This window comes from Anaeromassilibacillus sp. SJQ-1 (assembly GCF_046693725.1).
GTDB lineage: Bacteria > Bacillota > Clostridia > Oscillospirales > Acutalibacteraceae > Anaeromassilibacillus.
Genome location: NZ_JBKEIV010000036.1, coordinates 26,789 through 47,251 on the forward strand (window position 1 = coordinate 26,789; position 20,463 = coordinate 47,251).

Genomic DNA, 20,463 nt, shown 5'->3' on the forward strand with positions numbered 1-20,463 from the left:
AAGGGGCAGAAGACCAAACGAAAAGCGCACAGCCACCTGGCAGTCAGGTGATTGTGCGCTTTATCCCCTGAAGAGCGTTTGAAAAGAATATAAAGGGAAGACTTTTGATTTGGGTGAAACAACTTCTTCGCCGGGAACAAACGATGCTTGGCCGACGAAACTTCACTCGAATACAGCGGCCGTGTATCCCCTTATTTCAGGAGGAGCTCTTTCTTTTCCAGAATGGCTTCTACAGCCGCACAAGCAGGGCAATCACAATATTTTGCGCCAGCAGCTTTGATCTCGTTTGCATGTGTGACAATGCCTTTAGCGGTATCCGCGCCAAAGTACTGCATACCAGCGTCGGAACTAGCAAAGCCAATTAAATTGTCGATCGGCATGATGTCCGCTTCGAGCTCTGCTACATACTTTTTGGCCTCAGCAGATTCTTTTTCAGTCCCGATCGCATCCAGCCAAGCCTGCGCGGCAGCTTTTGCTTCGCTGCAACAGGTGGGGGCGTTGATTAATTCACGCGTCTTTTCAACAACAACATCCAATGATTCTTTATTCATGATGGATTTTCCTTCTTTCTTATGAAATATATCTATATTCTAGCAGAATTCTTTCGCAATTACAATGCAAATTTACATTGTCAAAGGAAACTGCAAAAAAAAGGTTGACAAACCAACCGAATGTGGGATATATTGATACTAATAAAATTTCATAAGAAATCGTTGCTTTTAAGCATGATTTTGCGTAGATGGGGACGGAATGCATTCCTTTCGCCACAGAGAGCCGCCGGTTGGTGTGAGGCGGTGCGGAATTTGCAGGACATCGCCCCGGAGCAGGCGGCTGAACCCCTCATTTGGTGTAAGTAGGCGCGTCCGGTTTCTCACCGTTAGAGGAGAGTGTATTGCTAGATACACGTGAGCGGTTGCATTGTGCAGCACTTAGAGTGGTACCGCGGAGCTAAAATAGCCTTCGTCTCTAATAACAGAGATGGAGGCTTTTTGTTTTGTCTGCAAGAGGAAAACGATGTGTACAGGGTCTTTTGAAATAGGAATAACAGGAAGAGATTTGTCAGGAGGAATGGACTATGGTATTGACAGGGGCACAAATCATCATGGAATGCCTGCTGGAGCAGGGGGTAGACACGGTATTTGGGTATCCCGGCGGAGCGGTGCTCAATATTTATGATGCATTATATGAGTACCGGGACAGGATCAACCATATCCGTACAGCCCACGAACAGGGCGCGGCCCACGCGGCAGACGGGTATGCACGCTCCAGCGGTAAGACCGGCGTATGTATCGCTACATCGGGGCCTGGTGCAACCAATCTGGTGACAGGCATTGCAACCGCATATATGGATTCTGTCCCGGTGGTGGCGATCACCGGCAACGTCAATCTGGATTTGTTGGGCCTGGACAGCTTTCAAGAGGTGGACATCACCGGAATCACCATGCCGATCACCAAGCACAATTTCCTTGTCAAAGATGTTCACAAGCTGGCGGACACCATCCGGGAGGCATTTCGGATTGCCAATAGTGGGCGCAAGGGTCCCGTATTGGTGGATATTCCAAAGGACATCACAGCACAAAAGGTGGAGTTTCTTCCGCCAGCGCCACCGCTTCCGGAAAAGCATCATCTATTCCCGTTTGAGCAGCGTTTTGAACAGGCTATGCAAATGTTGGAAAAGGCGGAGCGTCCTTTTATTTATGCGGGCGGTGGTGTGATCGCATCGGGGGCATTTGAGGCTTTGAAAATTTTTGCAGATCGCCTGGATGCGCCGGTCTCGTGTTCTCTGATGTGCCAAGGCGGTTTCGATCAGACGGACGACCGCTACATGGGGATGCTCGGCATGCATGGAACGAATACGGCCGCGCTCGCGATTAAAAATTGCGACCTTTTTGTCGCTGTAGGTACTCGGTTTTCAGATCGTGTCCTTTGCAATGCAAAGCTGTTTGCACAACATTGCCCGATCATCCAAATTGATATCGACTCCGCGGAGTTCAATAAGAATATCGATGTGGATCTCAAGTTGAAAGGGGATGCCCGTGAGATTCTGGAAGAACTGAACCGCCGCCTGCCGCAACATGCACATCCGGAGTGGATGGACAATATTGCCGGATGGAAGGCCGCTTATCCGTTGCATCAGATGGTCTCTGATCCCGATGGGGTGACGCCGCAAGAGGTCTTGGAGACCCTCAGCGATTTGACCGATTCGAATGCGATTCTCTGTACGGATGTGGGGCAACATCAGATGTGGGCAGCACAGTTCTATCGCTTCCGGCATCCGCGGCAGCTTATCACTTCCGGCGGATTGGGAACCATGGGATTTGGCCTTGGGGCGGCCCTGGGGGCGCAGGTGGCAAACCCGGATACCCATGTCGTAAACATTGCCGGAGATGGAAGTTTCCACATGAACTGCAATGAGCTTGCTACCGCAGTAGCCTACAACATCCCCGTGCTGGAGATTGTATTCAACAATTCCGTTCTTGGCATGGTGCGCCAATGGCAGAAACTTTTCTACGACAATCGGTTTTCACAGACGGATCTCGATAAAAATACCGACTTTGTCAAGTTGGCCGAAGCATTTGGTGCAAAGGCATACACCATTCGGACAAAGGCGGATATTCGCTCGGTCTTGGAGCAGGCGCTTGCTTTGCGCGAACCCGTCTTGATCGATTGCCGGATTGATAAGGATGTCAACGTCCTACCGATGGTACCCGCAGGTGCTTCGGTAGAGAGCCCGATTCTAGAGATGTAAGGGGGAGGAGCGACATGACCAATACAGCTGAAAAGGAATATATTATTTCTATATTAGCCAAAAATAATCCTGGCGTTTTGCTACGGATCGCAGGGCTGTTTAGCCGCCGTTGTTATAATATTCTGAGCATCGTGGCGGCACAGACGGAGAACACGGAGTATTCTCGCATTCTGATTGTAGTACAGGGTGACGACCGCATTGTGCGGCAGGTCGACAAGCAGGTCAGTAAGTTGGTGGACATTGAGCAGGTGGATGTGCTTGACCCAAAGAACGCCGTTGTCCGCGAACATCTTCTCATTAAGGTGGAGCGTACCCTTCAGAATAGTGAAAAGTTGGTCGAGATGGCCAATGTTTTTCATGCGAATGTCCTGAGCGTTGAGACAAATACCATGATCTTGGAACTCACCGGCGACGCGACGACTATCAATTCGTTTATAGAGCTTTACAGCCCCTACCACGTTTTGAAGATTTTACGTACCGGCGCAATGGCCATGCCAAAATGATTGCAAGAAACTGGATGTAGATGTTCCGCATTTGCCCACAGGGAACCTTTGCATCCGGCAACCATACATAGAGCCGACGGCAATCACCGCGGCCCCAATTTAGATGACAGATGGGGGTAAAAAAGATGTTAACTTTGGATAAGGTATATCATGCTGCATATGTATTGAAGCAGGTGATCCGAAAGACCGACTTAATCCCTGCGCCGCAGATCAACCCGGAGAGTGAAATCTATCTGAAGACCGAAAATCTACAGGTCACCGGTTCGTTTAAGGTGCGCGGCGCCTACTATAAGATTTCACAGCTTTCTGATGAAGAAAAAGCCCACGGAGTGATTGCCTGTTCCGCAGGAAACCATGCGCAGGGGGTTGCCTTGGCCGCTGCACGCAATGGTATTCCGTCGTTAATCTGCATTCCGGATGGCGCGCCGATTTCCAAGGTGGAGGCCACCAAGAGCTATGGTGCCGAGGTGGAATTGGTAAAAGGTGTGTACGACGACGCCTATAATCGTGCGGTAGAGCTTCAAAAGGAACGCAATTTGACCTTTATCCATCCTTTTAATGATCCGGATGTCATCGCGGGGCAGGGAACGATCGGACTAGAACTGCTCAAGCAGCTTCCCGATATGGATGTAGCGATTGTGCCTGTGGGCGGCGGCGGACTGATCTCTGGAGTAGCGTTTGCCATCAAGTCGCTGAATCCGAAGTGTAAGGTTTATGGCGTACAAGCGGCCGGTGCGGCCAGTATGAAATCCTCTTTGGAACAGGATGGGCCGCATTGCCTGACGGGGGTGTCCACATTCGCGGACGGCATTGCGGTGAAATGCCCCGGCGACCTCACTTATGAGATGTGTAGCAAATATGTGGACGGCGTTGTAACGGTCAGCGATGACGAGACGGCAACCGCTATTTTGGCGTTGATCGAACAGCAGAAACTGATTACCGAAGGTGCTGGTGCGGTTGCGGTTGCCGCGGCCATGTTTAACAAGGTGGATGTCAAAGGGAAAAAGGTTGCCTGTATCCTTTCTGGCGGTAACATTGATGTGACGATTCTGTCAAAGGTGATCAACCGTGGCCTTATGAAGGCGGGCCGTTCGGCTGAGTTGATTATTGAGATGATTGACAAACCTGGACAACTCAAGGAAGTCTCCGCATTGATTGCTGATCTGGGTGCAAATGTAGTCAGCGTTCACCATGATCGCGGCGGTGAAGACACCGACATCAACGGCTGTTACCTGCGTATTGCCATGGAGACGCGCAACTGGGCGCATGTTGAGCAGATTGAAAAGGCGATTTCTGATGCGGGTTATCACATTGTCCACCGCCAAACTGTCGGCTGAGTACGGTAATCATTTATTATCTTTGAAAGTGGAGATTGGAATTATTTCTAGAAAGAATTAAGAAAGAAGGCTTTTTTATGATGACGACAATTTCGACACCGAATGCCCCAGCGGCTATCGGGCCGTATTCCCAGGCTAAGGTTGTCAACGGGATGGTATTTGCCTCCGGACAGATCCCGATCATTCCCGCAACCGGAGAGATTGCCAGTGGGGATATTGCTGTTCAGGCAGAGCAGGTCATGAAAAATGTAGGAGAAATCCTCAAGGAGGCCGGCTGCGGTTATGAAGATGTTGTGAAAACAACGTGTTTTCTGGCAGAGATGGCAGATTTTGGCGCCTTCAACGCCGTATATGAAAAATATTTTACGGGCAAACCTGCACGTTCCTGCGTAGCAGTCAAAGAACTGCCGAAGAAAGTCCTTTGTGAAGTTGAGGTCATTGCAGTACAGAATTCCTGAATCATCTTGAAAACTTATATAAAGTAAAAAGTGGCTTATTAAGCATATAATATCAAAATAGAAATTTAATTCGTTATGAAAGTTAGAGGGTGTCCCAAAAGTCATGAGATGACGGAAGGATACCCTCGTTTTTTAGAAACTCAGATATTTTTCCAAATACAAAGAGGACGCCTCTTTCCTATGAATCTAAAAATTCGTAGTTTTGGGATACCCTCTTTGTTATATAATGTTGTAGCATATTATAACGGATTCTTTTTAAATTCTTTATATTTTATAGTATAATTATAAATAGTATTATTATATTTGATAAAATAATTATAAAGAGGTGATTCCAGTGGTTTAGTGAAAAAGTATTTCACGCTTGTTAATTTTTAAATACAGAAAGACGATTATGAAAAGGTCATTAAAAAGCCTTTTAGCAATTTTGGTATCCTTCATTATGTCTTTGGTCTTGACAGTTCCTACCTTCGCAATTCATACAACAGATGAATTGGCTGTCGATCACGGTATTTTGATGAGGGAAGTACAAGTTGATCCATATGACTGTTTTCAAGTGGAATCAATTATTTCGAAATACCATGTTCGGCCAGAAACTGCACAAACAATTAGAATGTATGTTCAATCTTGTATGGATGGTTCCGGAGTTATTGAAAAAATTACTTTAATGATCCCTGCATTAACAACGAATTGGGCAAGCGGAGATGGTACAAGAACCTATAAAGGTTATGGGAATAAAACGTATTATGAAGAAATCATAACGGCAGAGTATGATTCACCCATTACAGAAGTAGGCGGTGGATTATGGGAAAATTATGTGACAGATACAGTCAAAGCTGTTGGGGAATATGCGATAAACAGTGCTATCAATACTTTGATAGATGGAACATGGGTTATATCAAAACTATTTGCCCCAAATGCGGTTCCAAGCGATCATTCTGTGTTGCATAGCACGCAATTGCATGAGACCAAGACAGCAAAATATACTTATGTAGTTGAAGACGGGCAATACGGTTTTGGGTCTTTGGTTCAACATTCTTCGGGCCGTTTTCAGAACTTTATATTGGACGAAGATACACATAGAACAGAAATTGGAAAAGATTCCGTGTTAAGCTCTATCCAAATTCCAATTCGCCGAATGAGAAAGCATACCATGGATATGTCTCTTCCGGCTGGGTAGAAACGATTGCTGGATATGAATATCATGGAGTCCATTTCAATTTTGTTGGTGCATAATTATGATCCACACTTTCAGAAAAAAGTTTTCTTGTAAATGGTGTTCCTGCTGCATAGCACTCTTTTGCATTTTAGCAGCGGCCGGGGGCTGGCTTTGGTTTTCGCGGCCGGTTACAGCCTCCCAGTATCTGTATGGTTGCTCTGTTTCCGGCGCTCAGGTGATCGATATGGCGACGCCGTCCGGAGGGCCTACTACCTTGCATGGAATCGCCACGGAGGACAGCAAGGAAATCCAGGAGCTCCTGGGCCTTCTGGACCAATATCCAACCAACCGCAAATGGGATTGGAGCTGGATGCTTGGGAAAGGCTTTGGCGATTACAATGGGAAAGACCCATACAGTTCCGTATGGGTGGTTCTATCCTTTCGGGACGCGGACGGCAAAGCCGGTTCCCTGCAATACATCGTTTCCGAAACGGGCCGCGTGCAGGTGTTTGAACCCAACCGCTTTGGCGACGTCCCTGCGGGAGTCGGACGGTTCGGGACTGAGGGGGCAGAGCGGTATTTTGCGGTTCTTCACCGGTTCTATGGCCAGAAAGTGGACAGTCCGTTGTGGGTTCCTTCTACGGGAACCCATGGAGGGATCTGACAGGCGGAAACAACGCATGATTCTGTAGAGAATGGAATAAAAGCCGGCCTCCGTTTCGGATACGTAAAGAGGAGGCCGGCTTTTTCGGTTCCAATTGAATACGGCAGGGGCCATTTTGCCCAGCTTGTGTCCAGTGGGCATATGGATGGAATCTGGGTTTGGAGGAATCTATCAAAGCGCCTTTCGCACAAGCGCTCTGCTCTGTGATAGTTAGCATTCTATAAAAAAGAATTGGAAAGATAGGGCGGGAACCCAAGAAGATCAGCGGATGTTAGGGAATACTACAGGGAAACATAGATATTCAGGGCCAGTTGTTGTGGAAAAAGAGTGCGGACCTGCGCGGCTTCCTTCCGATTTTTCTCTGTAACCATTTCAGGCTTATTTACGGGAAATGGGAATGCTTTCTATATTCCGCTGGCGGACCCGTCCAGGAAGGCAATCCGGACGAAAGCAACGGAAAGAAGAAAGAAAATCGGGTTGGCAGGTTCCCGCTTGACAGGTTTTGTAAAAGCGTGTTAAAATAAATTAACGATAAAGCGTGCCTTTTCCGCCGGGAAAGGGAAAAGCGTTCCTGTTTCACACTGTAGGCCTTTGAAGGTGTGAAAGAGGGAACGCTTTTTTATTGCTAAAGGAGGGCTCATGTGGATTCCGTTCAGAAGCGTTTTATAAAATATGTTTCATTAAACATTTTTGGGATGATCGGGTTATCCTGTTATATTCTTGCAGATACGTTCTTCGTGGCAAAGGGAATCGGTGCGGACGGGCTGGCTGCCCTAAATATTGCGCTTCCGATCTATAATGTTGTCAATGGCATTGGTTTGATGCTTGGAATGGGCGGGGCAACGCGGTTTGCTATTTTGAAGGGCGAAGGGCAGACCGAGCATGCGGGAGGAATCTTTACACAGACGCTCTACGCAGTATTCTTGTGTTCCATTGTTTTCCTTTTAGTGGACGGATTTTTTTCTTCTCAAATTGCTACCTGGATGGGGGCGAATGGCGAAATCTATGACATGACGCTCATATACTTACAGGTGGTTCTTGCATTTTCACCGGCTTTCTTGTTAAACAATGTCCTGAACTGCTTTGTACGAAACGATGGAAATCCCAATTTAGCCATGGCTGCCATGTTGTTTGGCAGCTTGGGCAATATTGTTTTGGATTATCTCTTTATCTTTCCCTTGCAGATGGGGATGCTTGGAGCGGTGTTGGCCACCGGAATGGCGCCATTGATGGGTATTCTATTGCTATCTACGCATTTTATCCGGCATAAAAGTACCTTTAAAATAAAAAAACAAAGGCCGGTCATTATGGATATGCTCCGCAACGCCCGGTTGGGTATTGCTTCCCTTATCACCGAGCTCTCCTCTGGAACGGTCATTTTAATATTCAATATTCTGATTTTGGGGATTAGTGGAAATATGGGCGTGGCAGCCTACGGAGTCATTGCAAACATTGCCCTGGTCGTTTTGGCTATCTTTACAGGCGTCGCGCACGGTATACAGCCTATTATCAGCGACCATTTTGGAAGGGGAGAGTCCCAGGCGGTCAACAGAGTTTACCGGTATGCGTTGTGCCTGTGTATCGCTCTGGCAGTGGGAATTTATGTATTTTCCTTCTGGCAGGCAGATGCGATGGTGGCGCTGTTTAATAGCGATGGTGATCCACAATTGCAACAGATTGCCAATGAGGGAATTAAAATTTACTTTGTCGGATTCCTGTTTGCAGGAATCAACTTAATTACTGCGATGTATTTCAGCGCGATTGGAACGGCCAAACCTTCTTTTTTGATTGCCATTCTACGCGGTTTTGTGGTAATGATTCCTGCAGCGGTTCTTTTGTCGTCATTTGCACAGATGGTGGGAATCTGGCTGGCTTTCCCGATCACAGAGGCCATTGTGTGCGTCGTGGGCCAGTTAATCCGAAGGGCGTCCTTAAAAGAACAAGCTGCCCATTGGAGTGTCGTATAGGTTTGTCTTTCGGAAAGGTATACAGCCATCCTGCGGTATCTGCTTCATAACAAAAATGCCCCGCCGTGCGAGAGCGCTTTTGCTGGCGCTTCTGTACGCGGAGGCATTTAAATTCTAGTCCTTTTTTGTGCGGATACGAGCAACATCATGGGGCGGCGCATTTCGTCCTGCATGCCTTCGATTGACAACATATGAACCGGAGGCTGTGGCTCCACTACATGTAGGAGTTCGAATCCATTTATCAAAAGTCCATTGAGGTATGTAGTCAGGGTTTTGTGATATTTTCGAACGGTTTCGCCCAAAAAGATGGCTTGCCGCTCCCCTTCATAGAAATAATTGTCCACAGGGAAATGGAGGATGTTTCCATCCGCATCGTAGTACCAATCCTGAGATCCATATGCGGTAAAGACTGGGTGTTCTACGGAGAAAATGAAAACACCGTCTGCGGTCAAACAAGTCCGGATTTTTTGAACCACCGCTTCAAATGATTCTACGTAGTGGAGCGCCAACGAGCTGAGCACAATGTCAAAGCTTTCCGGAGGGAATGCAATGTCTTCAATCGATTGATGCAGATAGGTCACTTCCGGATAGGCCGTTTTCTGGCGTGCAACGGCGAGCATCTTTTCAGACAGGTCAACGCCGGTGGCAGACAGGGCTCCTTGCTCCATGGCATAGATACAGTGCCAGCCATAGCCGCAGCCGAGATCTAAGACCCGTTTCCCTTTAAAGTTTGGCAAAAGCTTTTGCAAGGCCGGCCACTCGCCTGCGCCCTCCAAGCCCTGTTGCGAGCGGCTCATTTGGCTGTATTTTTCAAAAAAGGTAGGATCATCGTATTTGCTTTGTCGCATGGGAACCTCCAAATTGAAGTGAATATGATAAGAATACATTTATTGTACCATGGATCGTGGAGAAAGTCATCCGGCCGGTATGTAGGGATGGCTTATAATTGAGGCGGGAGGAAACGTATGCGCCGCGTGATTTTGTACATTGCAATCAGCTTGGATGGATATATTGCCGATTTGAACGGTGGAGTCAGTTGGCTGGACTCTGGAGCGGATGCGGAAAATACAGAAGATGGATATGAGGCGTTCCTCCAAAAGATTGATACGGTGGTGATGGGATACAATACGTACCGCCAAGTGGCAGAGGAATTGTCCCCGGGCAAATGGGTGTATTCCGGTATGATGAGCTATGTGCTGACCCATCGAAAGATGGATGATCTGCCGGAAATCCGATTTGTCCATCAGAACGTTGGGCGGCTGCTCCAAAGATTGAAGCAGCAAGAGGGAAGGGATATTTGGCTCTGTGGAGGTGCCAACGTCGTGGGACAGTGCCTTGAGCAGGACTTGATCGACGAGTTCCATATTACGATGATCCCAATTCTGTTGGGACGGGGAATCCCTCTATTTTGTACATTGGACCGTTCGATACACTTGAAACTGATTTCTGTGAAGAAGAATGGGAATCTTTTGGAGTGTATCTATCGTAGAGCGGGAAACGGTCAAAGGGAGGAAAGCATATGAAGCGAATTGTTTTGCTTGCGGGCAGTTCCCATACCGGAAAGACTGCATTGGCGCAACAAATATTGGAACGGTATGGCTATCCTTACCTGTCCATCGACCATCTGAAGATGGGGTTGATTCGAAGCGGGTATTGCTCTCTCACCCCAGAGAGTGATGACAAAGAATTGACTGCTTATTTATGGCCGGTCGTCCGAGAGATCATTAAGACCGCGATTGAAAACAGGCAACGTCTGGTGATCGAAGGCTGTTATATCCCATTTGATTATCCATGTTCTTTTGAAAAGGAATATCTCGATGAGATTCAATTTGTCTGCTTGTGTTTTCAACGGTCCTACATTGAAGAACACTTTGATGTCATCCAAAGTTTCGCCAATGTCATAGAACAGCGCATCGATAATAGCGCCTGTACCAAGGAACAGCTTCTAAGAGAAAATGAAGAAAATCTTCGCCTTTGTCAAAAGTTTGGCCGTTCGTACCTTCTTCTCAAAGAACCGTATTCGATTGATCTGGATCTGCTGGAAGAGACCATATAATTAGAAAACCGCCTGCCCGGATGCTCCGGACAGGCGGTTTTTTTAATCCGTGTTTTCCGTAAGGCGTCTAGGCCCTAATAGGGAAAAATCATTTCCAGGAAACATAAAGCGAGGAAAAGAACAACTGGCGTCGCATAATAGAGGTATTTTTGGGGCCTGGTGGATGTCTTACCTTTTTTATAACAGAAACAGGCCACGGGAATGGTAAGGTTCGCAAACATCAGAATCCACCAGGCAGTCAAAATGCCTTCGGATGCGCCTGCAATTTTTAAAAGCCTTTCCCCCAGGAAAGGGAAGATGACGCTGGCAAACCGATAGACATCCCATAAGACAGCGCGCTTGTCCATCTTGTCCATAGGACTCCCTCCATAATCGTTTATGCTTCAAAATTTTCCGGCATACTCCACAATTGTGGACCCTCGTACACAGCTGTATATGGGTGGCCAAGCAAAGGAGAATTGTCTCCATCCTCATAAAGATAGAGGGTGTAGGTTGTTCTCCAATATGCAAATTTTCCGTTTATGGAAACCTCTTCGTAATATCGAGTAAAGTTCCCATAGACGGTTTGTGCTCCGCCTTGTATGAAATAAAAGACAGAATCGGCCAGTATGGTTGCAGATACGGAGTGAACCCCTAAACCGACGAATACGGATGTTAAATCTTTCAATGTAGGGGCGGCCCCGTCGATATAAACGCCTTCCAAAGTGCCGCTAGGTCCCCGCCAACCTTTTGTTGTTTCTTCTTTTGCAACGGAGAAAGGAGTCTTTAAAGATATGGAAGGAATCTGGTTGGTCGTCGGACGATCTTCGATTGTTATGGAAAATATCACAGAGTTCCCAATTCGTAATAGGGAGAATATCAACAAAAATAAAATGATTAAGAGATACCCTGGTTTTAAATAATTTAATTCCTATCTTTAAAATGATCGTTTTTCATTTTACTTATGTTTTGTCACGAAGAATGACTTCGTCCAATCTGGGCGCATTTTTTGATCGAAAATCTATTGGAATCACCTCGTTGCAATTTTCTAATTTCAGTATATAAATCAAGCTAAAAATAATCAATAGAAATTTTAAATATTATTGAGTAAATAAATGATTTTCTAAAATAAAAATTTCCCTCGCCTGTACAGCAGGTGAGGGAAAAATGAAACGAGATACAACTGGCTGGAATTTATTATGCCCAAAATTGAGGAAGTAACAGTCCAACAAGGAATCCCTTTTATGAAGCGGACGATTATAAAAACCCTTTCTATCTCTTAGGCCTCCATTTTTTACGCCGTTCTTGTAGCGCAGCACGCATGCGCGCCAAAGACTCGTTGGCGCGGAGAGACTTCATGGTTGGGAAGGCGTTCATCAGGCGGCGATGGAGAAGCTTGCTGTTTTGTTCCAGGGCAGCCTGCTTTTGACGCAATTTTTCCAGATACTCCGTGTACGGTTTTCTGTCGGCTGACAACCGGCTTTCAATGGCAAGTTCCATATTCCGCTTCTTTTCCTCCAGAAGCACATGGCTCTTTTCGCGGATCTCATCAAGCACTTTCTGCAATTCGGCCATTTTTTTGTTGAAATCCAAGATGGTATGTACGGTTACAATGGTGTCCCCGATGAAATAGACGGCCAATCCAGCTGCGAGAAACGGTATTAAGAAGGAAGGGATTCTCTCAAGTATATTCATCACAAAAGGGTGAACCACCCGCATGACAACGACGCCCATTACACCAAAGATGAGCGAATTGCCAAGGCAGACACGTCCGTGTATATTCCACCGCCGGTGGGAGTAGTCCCACCATTTGGCATGGAAAAGCTTTTCCATCGCAAAGCCGGTGAAGTATTCCAAGATGCTGGTGAGGAATAGCGAAGCGAGATAGAGAACAATGATATTGGCAGAAAAAGGCGCCAATAGCTTGATAATTAACAGTGCACCTACTCCATAGATTGGACAGAACGGCCCGTTTAAAAAACCGCGGTTGATAAACTTTTTGGCTTGAATGGAACAACATGTACTTTCACAGATCCATCCCAGCAGGCTATATACCGCAAATAACAAAATGCATTCGGCCCAATGCGGCACAAAATCCCCCCTTATCCATTTTTATAACCTTTATCATACGCTTATCCGGCAAAATTTGTCAACAGACTGTTCGCAGCAGGGTCAAAAGGTAGTAAAGCAGGGCTGCACTGACCGCAGGAGTTAAAATCCATCCAATAATATCCACATCCACACGAGCAACTTTTAAGAGGCGGCTGATACTGAGGGAAGCGTTGAAAATTTCGCTTAAAAAGAGGATGAAGATATAGGCTTTCACGCCAAACAGAGGAAGTAAAACCGCAATCAAAATCACGCGCATGATGGAATCGATAAAATTGTATCGGAAGGAATAGGCCTGCTGGTCCAGCCCTTTGAGCATGCCGTCGACGATGCTATCCACATACATTAAAGGAATAATCGGCGCCATGATGCGCAAAAAGGCGCCGGCCTGCTGACTTCCATAAAACAGCTCGCCCAAGTCCTCCGCATAGACGATCAATACCGACGTAATTAAAAAGGAAAAAAGCAATGTAAATCGGAATGCTCGCGAGGCGGAATGTTCAATCGCCTGATGTTTGCCACGCGCATTTGCCTCAGCAAGCTCGGGGATTAGGAGCGAGGATAATGAGGTCAGAAAGGATGAGGGAAACAGTAAGATGGGCATCACCATTCCTTGAATGATGCCATATTGCGAAAGTGCGACGTCCGATCCCGCTCCGTGATGTTTGAGCCCACGCGGGACCAATAGATTTTCTGTACTATTGAGAAAACTGCGGATAAAAGAACCGCTGAGCACTGGTACGGCGATGTGGCAGATCTGCCGGTAGCTGCCGGAATCATTGAAGCATTTTGGCGGCCGTTTTCGCGTCATAACACGGTAGGCCAAAAAGACGACCGCACAGGAGGCGACTTCTCCAGCGGTGGAACCAAGCATAAGTGCACTGAAGGGAGTAAAGATAAAAAAGAATCCTACAGTTGCGCCAATTGTGGTAAACTGTTCCAGCAGTTCTGCGATTGCTGGTATAACACTGTTGCGAATGGCCAGAAAATATCCTTTGAGGCAGGCGCAAATCGCCATAAAAGGAAGGCCCGGTGCGAGCAGCCGCAGGGGAAGCCCGCTGGAAAGGTCTAAAAAATGCTGTGCGAGAAAGTCTGAACCCACCCATAAGATAGCGGCAGCGGCAAAACTGACGCAGAGGGAAAACAGTAGGCAACGCCGGATACAGACCGGAGAGCCACGTCCTTCCGCGACCATACGTGTTACAGAGAGGCTTGCGCCGCTGGTACAGGTGGCGATTGCCAATGCAAAAATGGAAAAGGTGAGCTGATAAACGCCCATGCCCTGTGTGCCAATCTTGCCGAGAATATAGGCACGAAACCAAATATTGGAGAAGCGGAGTAGCAATGTGCCGCCTGTCAAAATCGCCGTATTGGCCAAAAATTTGGCCTGTTTCTTCACGCGCACACCCCCATCCCGGATTCCCGCCTTGTACATACCATGTATATTGGTATATAATTAAATTTATCATTAAAATTTTGGAGGACGTTTTATGGATTGGACGGAAGTAACGGTATCGGTTGATGCAAAAGATGTCGACCGTGCAGGGGATATTGCACAGATGGTGGTGCCGTATGGCATCTATGTAGAGGATTATTCGCACCTGGAGGAAGAGGCCTGGGAGATCGCACACATTGACTTAATTGATGAAGATCTTTTGAAGAAGGACCGCACAAAGGCCTTGGTACATGTATACATCAGCCCGGAGGAAAATCCGGCAGAGGCCATCGCTTTTTTGAGCGAGCGGTACCATGCTGAAGGAATCACGCACACCATTTCTACAGCGGCCTGTGCGGAGGAGGATTGGATTCATAATTGGAAGAAATATTTTAAACCCATCCCGGTGGGAGAGAAACTGCTGATTCGTCCCAATTGGGAGAACGAATACGATGCACAGGGGCGTACCGTCCTGCATTTGGAGCCGGGTTTGGCGTTTGGGACGGGAACACATGAGACAACGCGCCTTTGCATGGAGCTGTTGGAACAGTTTGTGAAACCGGGCATGTCTGTGCTGGACGTAGGCTGTGGCAGCGGAATCTTATCCGTGGCAGCGCTCCTCCTGGGGGCAGAACGGGCGGTCGGCGTGGACATTGACGAACTTGCGGTCAAAACAGCGATTCAAAATGCCGGGCTGAACCATGTCGAGGAGCGTTTTACTGCGCTATGCGGAAACCTGACCGAGCGTGTTCAAGGGACTTATCATATTGTCGTAGCCAATATTGTGGCAGACATTATTATCTCCCTTACAGAGGATGTTTCAAAGTTTCTGGCTCCTGGCGCCGTATATCTGATGAGTGGAATCATTGATACCCGGGAGAAGGATGTATTGGATGCATTGAAAGGACGCTTTGAGGTGATTGCACGCAGGGAAGAGAAAGGCTGGATTGCTTTGGCGGCGAGGCCGCTCGTGTCGGCATAAAGACGGGAAAACAGAGAGGGTGTCCCCAAACTACGAATCGTTGGATTCATAGGAAGGGGGCATCCTCTTTCTGTTTGAAAAAATATCTGCGTTTCTAAAAAAAAGAGGGGGATCCTTCCGTCATTTCATGACTTGTGGGATGCCCTCTTTGGCGCTCAAGATTGTTTATATCGTATAAGTTGTCCAGCCTCATGCCGTTTTGCCGAATGAAGCAGGGTATATGTGGGTTACTCTTGCTCGCGATAATTTCCTAAAAAAGAAAAGCGTGGCAGTTCATCGCTCAAAGCAGCAATCAGATTTAACGTGTGGCTTTCGTGGACATTGCCAGTAAAATCAAGGTAAAAGTCGTACTCAAAATTTTTCCCTGGAATAGGACGGCTCTCAATCTTGGTAAGATTCAAACCTGCTGCCGAAAAACGAGCCAAAACACCGTGTAGTGTACCGGTACGGTGTGGAAGAGAAAAACAGAGGCTGATCTTATTGGCCCCTTCGGGGATAAACAGATGCCGGCTGATAGCGATGAAACGGGTGCAGTTGTCGGCATTGTTCTGGATGTCCCTAGCCAAGATGTGCAGGCCATATTCCTCCGCTGCTGATGCAGAACAAATGGCTGCAGTGCCGGGATTGCGTTCTATGGCGACCTTTTGCGCCGCAGCGGCAGTTGCAGAGCAGGGGACCGTCTGTAAATGATGCTGAGCAATAAAGTTGGAACATTGGGCCAGGGGTTGAGGGTGCGAATAAGCCAGGCGGATATCTGAAACAGGGCACTCCTGCGCCGCTGCAAGACAATTATGGATGTGCAGTGTCTCCGCCGCAACAATATAAAAGCGATAGCGCAGAATCAAATCGTACACCTCGCTGACAGAACCGGCAGAGGAATTCTCGACTGGCAACACGCCCAGGTCTGCGCGCCCATCTGCCACGGCGGCGAAGATGGCCGCAAAATTGTCAAAGAAGAGCGGTTCAGCGTGGGGATACAGGCGCTGGACTGCTTCATGGGAAAACGATCCGCTTACCCCTAGACAAGCGATATGCTCTGCACGGGAAGGCGCATATTCTGCCTCCTTCACAAGTTCCCGCAATGCAGCGCCACTACCGAGCAAATTGTGCTGGAGAGCGCGGCTCATATCCATCAGAGTGGCATACAGCATACACGCTTCACCAGCATAGTTGCCAGCACGCTGGGCCATGCTGTCCAAAATTTCCTGTTCGCGGTCAGAATTTCAGAACGGGAAGGTGCTGTTCCCGTTTAATCTCTGCCACCTGTTTTGCGCAGTCCATACGCTTCAAAAACAGCGGCAGCAATTGGCGGTCGATGGCGTCAATTTCCTTGCGGACTTCCTCCAATTTCATGTGCGCCACCTCCCTTCCGACTTGCCGCCGGAGAGAATTCCCTCAAAGTTTATCAGGGCAACTGCGGCGGCGGCTTCCACGACAGGCACTGCACGCGGAACAATGCAGGGATCGTGCCTTCCGTGTACGGAGAGAATCTGATTCTCTCCGGTCTGTAGATTTACACTCTGCTGGTTCTGGCTGATCGAGGCGGTTGGCTTAATACCCACGCGAAAAAGCAAGGGCATTCCGGTGGTGATTCCACCAAGGATTCCGCCGGCATGATTGGTTGTTGTTTTCACTGCGCCGTCTGCAAAGCAGAAGGGGTCGTTATTTTGGCTACCCCGCAGCGCACAGGAGCCAAACCCATCGCCAAATTCAACCCCTTTGACCGCAGGGATACCGAACAGAATCGAGGAAAGAACGGGTTCGATTCCTCCGAACAGAGGGCCGCCAATTCCGGCCGGAACGCCGGTGACCGCACATTCGACGGTGCCGCCCACACTGTCCTGGGACATACGTGCTTCTTCAATCAAAGCGGCCATGGCCGTTTTTTTGTCCGAATCGATCACGGGAAAATAAGCCGTGGATAATGTCCGCAAAAGCTCATCAGGAATGTCAACAGGGTTAAACAGGGTATCCTCGATCTGTGCGACAGAGGCCACGTGCCCTCCGATATGGATGCCACGGCGCTCTAAAATTTGCCGGCAGACTGCACCGGCAAACACCAGCGGCGCCGTCAGACGGCCAGAAAAATGCCCGCCGCCGCGGATATCGTTGTACCCACGATAATGCAGATAAGCGGGATAATCGGAATGACCAGGGCGCGGGACGTCCAGCAGATTGCCGTAATCCTGGGAGCGGGTATTGGTATTCTCAATCACGGCGCAGAGCGGTGCACCCGTTGTGGTATGGTTGAGAAGTCCGCTCATCACTTTTGGAAAGTCACTTTCCTTGCGCGGTGTGGCAGACTTGTCCTGCCCAGGGGCCCGGCGTTTCATCTGCGCAAGGACCGCATCAAAGTCGATCGGTTCTCCGGCGGGAAGGCCATCGATTACAACACCGATGGCGACGCCATGGCTCTCGCCGAAGATGGATATTCGAACAATTTCACCCCAAGTTGACGACATCTGCTTTTCCTCCTAGTCGATTGTAATCTTCAAAAAAGGTGGGATAACTCTTTCGGATACTCTCCGCGTCGGAAATGATAACAGGGCTATCCGCACGGAGCGCCGCGATGGAAAAAGCCATCACAATCCGATGGTCGTTGTAGCCGTTTACTTCTCCACCGTGCAACGTTTCCACTCCGTCGATCAACAGGCCGTCCGGAGTCTCCTGGACGGGAACGCCTAGCCGGCGAAGTCCGTCGGCCATAGCGGCGAGGCGGTCGCTCTCCTTGATACGCAGGCGCGCGGCATTATAGATACGTGTGCGTCCCTTTGCGAGCGCTGCAGTGACAGCCAGAATCGGCACAAGATCGGGAATTTGAGAGGCATCGATTTCCATTCCGTATAGTTTTTTTGAGTTTATACAAATGGTTTCACCATTCCAATGGCTTTCCGCTCCAAATGCATCAAAAAGCGACGCGGCAGCACGGTCGCCTTGTGTCGAATGGCGTTTCAGTCCTTCAATCGCAAGCGTCCCCCCCAGTGCACCTGCAGCCAGGAAAAATGCTGCTTGGGACCAGTCGCCCTCTACGGAAAAAGACCGTGCACGATAGCGCTGGCTACCAGGAATCCGCCATCCAAATTCGATTGGTTCCACTTGGATACCAAACGCCTGCATAGCCTCCAAAGTCATATCCACATAGGCTGCACTCTCTAGAGGAGAGGAAAGACGTACGGTGCTTTCTTCGGGAAGCAGAGGGCATGCCAACAACAAGCCTGTGATAAACTGTGAACTAATATTTCCTGGAAGTATAAATTCCCCTGAATTTAACGTGCCGTATATTGATAACGGAAGCCCCCCTTTTGTCCGGCAGGTCACTCCGTGCGCTGGGAGTAGGTCAAGATAAACGCCGATGGGCCGTTCTGGAAGCCGCCCGCGCCCAATAAAAGCCGTCTCTATGCCAAGGGCAGCGCAGACTGGAATGAGAAAGCGCAGGGTGGAGCCACTCTCCCCACAGTCGATCTGTGCTTGCTTTTTTGGGGGGTGGCCGCCGGTCACATGCCAGGTATGCTGTTCTTCCCGAATGGTAGCTCCAAGGGCCTGCGCGGCCTCTGCGGTGACGCGAATATCATTGGAGATAGCGATCGGGGAGAGAATGCTGTCCCCAGCTGCCAAGGCAGCGCATAAGATGGCGCGGTGTGCCGCGCTTTTGGAACATGGAACGGTTACAGTCCCGCGCAGGGTGGAGGGGGAAACAATCACCTTACTCATTGCAACCCTCCGCCAAGGGGGCCAACTCACTGCGCGGTACCTTTTGCACAAAGCTCTGTCCAATCTCTTCCAGCAGAACAAGATTGATTGAGGAACCGATACTCTTTTTGTCGGAAGCGGTCGCATCGACAATGTGTGAGAGCGGAAAATCGCTGTGCACCGGCAGATGGTATTTTTTCAGGATCGTGGCGATGGTGTCCGCTGTACCTGCTGCGGTCCATCCGGCTTTCTCGCCCAGGCGTGCCATCATAACCATACCGATGCCAACGGCTGCACCATGGGAAAGGCCTTCGTAATGATTGAGTTTTTCCAAGGCGTGGCCAAAGGTATGGCCAAAGTTCAACAGCGCCCGTTCGCCGGTATCGAACTCATCGTGCTCGACCACGTTGCGTTTAATATCGACACAACGGTAAATCACATCGTCCATAATTGGCTCGAGATCTTCCGTATGGGCGAGCAAGTCGAACAGTGCCCGGCTTTTGATGCATCCATACTTGATGACTTCTCCCATGCCATCTGCAAAGAAGTGTGGCGGAAGGGTCTTGAGCGTATCCGGATCGATCAGAACGAAAGAAGGCTGCCAAAATGCGCCGACCAAGTTTTTTCCTTGTGGTAAATCTACGCCGGTTTTTCCTCCGACGGAAGAATCCACTTGGGACAGCAGGGTAGTTGGCACTTGGACAAAGGGGATGCCACGCAGGTAACTTGCCGCGGCGAAGCCTGCCATATCTCCGGTGACACCGCCCCCTAGGGCAACCACAAAATCACTGCGGGTGATATGGGCCTGAGCCATATGGCCATAGATACCTTCGATGGTAGAAAGCCGCTTGGAGGGTTCTCCGGCAGGAAAGGCACAGCTAGTCACATCAAAGCCTGCGTTGCGCATAGAAGTGGAGACGCGCTCAAGGTAGAGCGGTGCAACATGGGTATCCGTAACAATGACCGCTTTTGTGCCAGGGGGAAACAGCGATGCACATTCGGCGCCAATCCGATCCAGCGCACCGCGTTCGATTCGAATGGTATAACGTTTGGAGGTATTGACAGTCAGTTCCATTTATTCGCCAAGCCTTTCTTTGATGAGTCTGCCCTGGCGCAACAGGTCGCGCAGGGTATCCGCATCGCGCTGCTTGACGGCGGCGCTGATGCGGGTGATGTTGTCGATTAAAATGTCCAATTCTTCGGTAAGGGCATCCGCGTTATCGAGGAATAGCTCTGTCCAAAGTGTTTCGTTGATCCGAGCTACGCGCGAGACATCGCGGTAGCTGCCCGCGGAAAACCCATTGTGCTGTGGGCAGCAAGGACTCATCACGTAGGCACAGGCCAACACGTGGGGCAACTGCGAGGTATAGGCGATCAT

General features: G+C 48.8%; 21 protein-coding genes and 1 other annotated feature. Of the genes, 10 read left to right on the top strand and 11 right to left on the bottom strand.

Annotation, left to right across the window (positions count from 1 at the left end; translation table 11 throughout):
• Nucleotides 1-191: 191 nt before the first annotated feature.
• Complete coding sequence (locus tag ACGCCZ_RS09360; RefSeq protein ID WP_054323986.1) at nt 192-551, bottom strand: hypothetical protein; 360 nt, start codon at nt 549-551, stop codon at nt 192-194.
• A gap of 176 nt (nt 552-727) precedes the next feature.
• Nucleotides 728-971, top strand: a binding site (T-box leader).
• A gap of 104 nt (nt 972-1,075) precedes the next feature.
• Here ACGCCZ_RS09360 and ilvB point away from each other — a divergent pair.
• The 7 genes from ilvB (at nt 1,076) to ACGCCZ_RS09395 (ending at nt 8,834) form a co-directional block, all read left to right on the top strand.
• The gene (ilvB, locus tag ACGCCZ_RS09365) at nt 1,076-2,749 is read left to right on the top strand and encodes a biosynthetic-type acetolactate synthase large subunit (protein WP_411655876.1); all 1,674 of its coding nucleotides are present in this window, start codon (nt 1,076-1,078) and stop codon (nt 2,747-2,749) included.
• 14 nt (nt 2,750-2,763) lie between these two features.
• Nucleotides 2,764-3,252 carry an acetolactate synthase small subunit gene (gene ilvN, locus ACGCCZ_RS09370; RefSeq protein ID WP_054323988.1) on the top strand — a complete coding sequence of 163 codons (489 nt, stop codon included), beginning with the start codon at nt 2,764-2,766 and terminating at the stop codon, nt 3,250-3,252.
• Between the two features lie 125 nt (nt 3,253-3,377).
• Nucleotides 3,378-4,589 carry a threonine ammonia-lyase gene (ilvA, locus tag ACGCCZ_RS09375; RefSeq protein ID WP_054323989.1) on the top strand — a complete coding sequence of 404 codons (1,212 nt, stop codon included), beginning with the start codon at nt 3,378-3,380 and terminating at the stop codon, nt 4,587-4,589.
• 80 nt (nt 4,590-4,669) lie between these two features.
• Nucleotides 4,670-5,047, top strand: a complete 378-nt coding sequence (locus tag ACGCCZ_RS09380) for a RidA family protein (protein ID WP_411655888.1) — start codon at nt 4,670-4,672, stop codon at nt 5,045-5,047.
• 361 nt (nt 5,048-5,408) lie between these two features.
• Nucleotides 5,409-6,224 carry a hypothetical protein gene (locus tag ACGCCZ_RS09385; protein WP_411655877.1) on the top strand — a complete coding sequence of 272 codons (816 nt, stop codon included), beginning with the start codon at nt 5,409-5,411 and terminating at the stop codon, nt 6,222-6,224.
• A 58-nt stretch (nt 6,225-6,282) separates the two neighbouring features.
• Nucleotides 6,283-6,867 carry a hypothetical protein gene (locus tag ACGCCZ_RS09390; protein WP_054323992.1) on the top strand — a complete coding sequence of 195 codons (585 nt, stop codon included), beginning with the start codon at nt 6,283-6,285 and terminating at the stop codon, nt 6,865-6,867.
• A gap of 641 nt (nt 6,868-7,508) precedes the next feature.
• A complete protein-coding gene (locus tag ACGCCZ_RS09395) occupies nt 7,509-8,834 on the top strand; it encodes an MATE family efflux transporter (RefSeq protein WP_411655878.1) in 1,326 nt (441 codons plus the stop codon).
• A gap of 107 nt (nt 8,835-8,941) precedes the next feature.
• On the opposite strand, the gene ACGCCZ_RS09400 is transcribed toward ACGCCZ_RS09395, so the two are convergent.
• Nucleotides 8,942-9,682: a class I SAM-dependent methyltransferase gene (locus ACGCCZ_RS09400; protein WP_054323994.1), complete on the bottom strand. Its 741-nt coding sequence runs from the start codon at nt 9,680-9,682 to the stop codon at nt 8,942-8,944.
• Nucleotides 9,683-9,799: 117 nt separating this feature from the next.
• Between ACGCCZ_RS09400 and ACGCCZ_RS09405 the strand changes: the two genes are divergently transcribed.
• Together ACGCCZ_RS09405 and ACGCCZ_RS09410 are read left to right on the top strand one after the other, a co-directional pair.
• Complete coding sequence (locus ACGCCZ_RS09405; protein WP_054323995.1) at nt 9,800-10,357, top strand: dihydrofolate reductase family protein; 558 nt, start codon at nt 9,800-9,802, stop codon at nt 10,355-10,357.
• Nucleotides 10,354-10,890 carry an adenylate kinase gene (locus ACGCCZ_RS09410; protein WP_411655879.1) on the top strand — a complete coding sequence of 179 codons (537 nt, stop codon included), beginning with the start codon at nt 10,354-10,356 and terminating at the stop codon, nt 10,888-10,890. Before ACGCCZ_RS09405 ends, ACGCCZ_RS09410 begins: the two co-directional genes overlap by 4 nt.
• Nucleotides 10,891-10,964: 74 nt before the next feature.
• Here the strand turns inward: ACGCCZ_RS09410 and ACGCCZ_RS09415 are convergent, their stop codons facing one another.
• The 3 genes from ACGCCZ_RS09415 to ACGCCZ_RS09425 form a co-directional block, all read right to left on the bottom strand.
• On the bottom strand, nt 10,965-11,246 hold the full coding sequence (locus ACGCCZ_RS09415; protein WP_411655880.1) for a hypothetical protein: 282 nt from the start codon (nt 11,244-11,246) through the stop codon (nt 10,965-10,967).
• 895 nt (nt 11,247-12,141) lie between these two features.
• A complete protein-coding gene (locus ACGCCZ_RS09420; protein ID WP_411655881.1) occupies nt 12,142-12,936 on the bottom strand; it encodes a putative ABC transporter permease in 795 nt (264 codons plus the stop codon).
• 82 nt (nt 12,937-13,018) lie between these two features.
• Nucleotides 13,019-14,377: an MATE family efflux transporter gene (locus tag ACGCCZ_RS09425; protein ID WP_158089018.1), complete on the bottom strand. Its 1,359-nt coding sequence runs from the start codon at nt 14,375-14,377 to the stop codon at nt 13,019-13,021.
• 91 nt (nt 14,378-14,468) lie between these two features.
• On the opposite strand from ACGCCZ_RS09425, the gene prmA reads away from it, so the two are divergent.
• Complete coding sequence (gene prmA / locus ACGCCZ_RS09430; RefSeq protein ID WP_085533589.1) at nt 14,469-15,395, top strand: 50S ribosomal protein L11 methyltransferase; 927 nt, start codon at nt 14,469-14,471, stop codon at nt 15,393-15,395.
• Between the two features lie 227 nt (nt 15,396-15,622).
• Here prmA and ACGCCZ_RS09435 read toward each other — a convergent pair whose 3' ends face one another.
• The 6 genes from ACGCCZ_RS09435 to ACGCCZ_RS09460 form a co-directional block, all read right to left on the bottom strand.
• A complete protein-coding gene (locus ACGCCZ_RS09435; protein WP_411655889.1) occupies nt 15,623-16,585 on the bottom strand; it encodes a prephenate dehydratase in 963 nt (320 codons plus the stop codon).
• Nucleotides 16,586-16,610: 25 nt separating this feature from the next.
• On the bottom strand, nt 16,611-16,748 hold the full coding sequence (locus ACGCCZ_RS09440) for a chorismate mutase (RefSeq protein ID WP_411655882.1): 138 nt from the start codon (nt 16,746-16,748) through the stop codon (nt 16,611-16,613).
• Nucleotides 16,745-17,857, bottom strand: a complete 1,113-nt coding sequence (aroC, locus tag ACGCCZ_RS09445) for a chorismate synthase (protein ID WP_411655883.1) — start codon at nt 17,855-17,857, stop codon at nt 16,745-16,747. Before aroC ends, ACGCCZ_RS09440 begins: the two co-directional genes overlap by 4 nt.
• Entirely contained in the window at nt 17,838-19,106 is a 1,269-nt protein-coding gene (gene aroA / locus ACGCCZ_RS09450) for a 3-phosphoshikimate 1-carboxyvinyltransferase (RefSeq protein ID WP_411655884.1), read from the bottom strand. Before aroA ends, aroC begins: the two co-directional genes overlap by 20 nt.
• Nucleotides 19,099-20,160 carry a 3-dehydroquinate synthase gene (gene aroB / locus ACGCCZ_RS09455; protein ID WP_411655885.1) on the bottom strand — a complete coding sequence of 354 codons (1,062 nt, stop codon included), beginning with the start codon at nt 20,158-20,160 and terminating at the stop codon, nt 19,099-19,101. Before aroB ends, aroA begins: the two co-directional genes overlap by 8 nt.
• A partial coding sequence (locus tag ACGCCZ_RS09460) for a prephenate dehydrogenase dimerization domain-containing protein (RefSeq protein ID WP_411655886.1) occupies nt 20,161-20,463 on the bottom strand: 303 nt, incomplete at its 5' end.

Coding starts and splice junctions, on each gene's coding strand:
- ACGCCZ_RS09360 (WP_054323986.1), bottom strand. CDS start 551: ATGAATAAAGAATCATTGGATGTTGTTGTTGAAAAGACGCGTGAATTA.
- ilvB (WP_411655876.1), top strand. CDS start 1,076: ATGGTATTGACAGGGGCACAAATCATCATGGAATGCCTGCTGGAGCAG.
- ilvN (WP_054323988.1), top strand. CDS start 2,764: ATGACCAATACAGCTGAAAAGGAATATATTATTTCTATATTAGCCAAA.
- ilvA (WP_054323989.1), top strand. CDS start 3,378: ATGTTAACTTTGGATAAGGTATATCATGCTGCATATGTATTGAAGCAG.
- ACGCCZ_RS09380 (WP_411655888.1), top strand. CDS start 4,670: ATGACGACAATTTCGACACCGAATGCCCCAGCGGCTATCGGGCCGTAT.
- ACGCCZ_RS09390 (WP_054323992.1), top strand. CDS start 6,283: ATGATCCACACTTTCAGAAAAAAGTTTTCTTGTAAATGGTGTTCCTGC.
- ACGCCZ_RS09400 (WP_054323994.1), bottom strand. CDS start 9,682: ATGCGACAAAGCAAATACGATGATCCTACCTTTTTTGAAAAATACAGC.
- ACGCCZ_RS09405 (WP_054323995.1), top strand. CDS start 9,800: ATGCGCCGCGTGATTTTGTACATTGCAATCAGCTTGGATGGATATATT.
- ACGCCZ_RS09410 (WP_411655879.1), top strand. CDS start 10,354: ATGAAGCGAATTGTTTTGCTTGCGGGCAGTTCCCATACCGGAAAGACT.
- ACGCCZ_RS09415 (WP_411655880.1), bottom strand. CDS start 11,246: ATGGACAAGATGGACAAGCGCGCTGTCTTATGGGATGTCTATCGGTTT.
- prmA (WP_085533589.1), top strand. CDS start 14,469: ATGGATTGGACGGAAGTAACGGTATCGGTTGATGCAAAAGATGTCGAC.
- ACGCCZ_RS09435 (WP_411655889.1), bottom strand. CDS start 16,585: ATGGCCCAGCGTGCTGGCAACTATGCTGGTGAAGCGTGTATGCTGTAT.
- ACGCCZ_RS09440 (WP_411655882.1), bottom strand. CDS start 16,748: ATGAAATTGGAGGAAGTCCGCAAGGAAATTGACGCCATCGACCGCCAA.
- aroC (WP_411655883.1), bottom strand. CDS start 17,857: ATGTCGTCAACTTGGGGTGAAATTGTTCGAATATCCATCTTCGGCGAG.
- aroA (WP_411655884.1), bottom strand. CDS start 19,106: ATGAGTAAGGTGATTGTTTCCCCCTCCACCCTGCGCGGGACTGTAACC.
- aroB (WP_411655885.1), bottom strand. CDS start 20,160: ATGGAACTGACTGTCAATACCTCCAAACGTTATACCATTCGAATCGAA.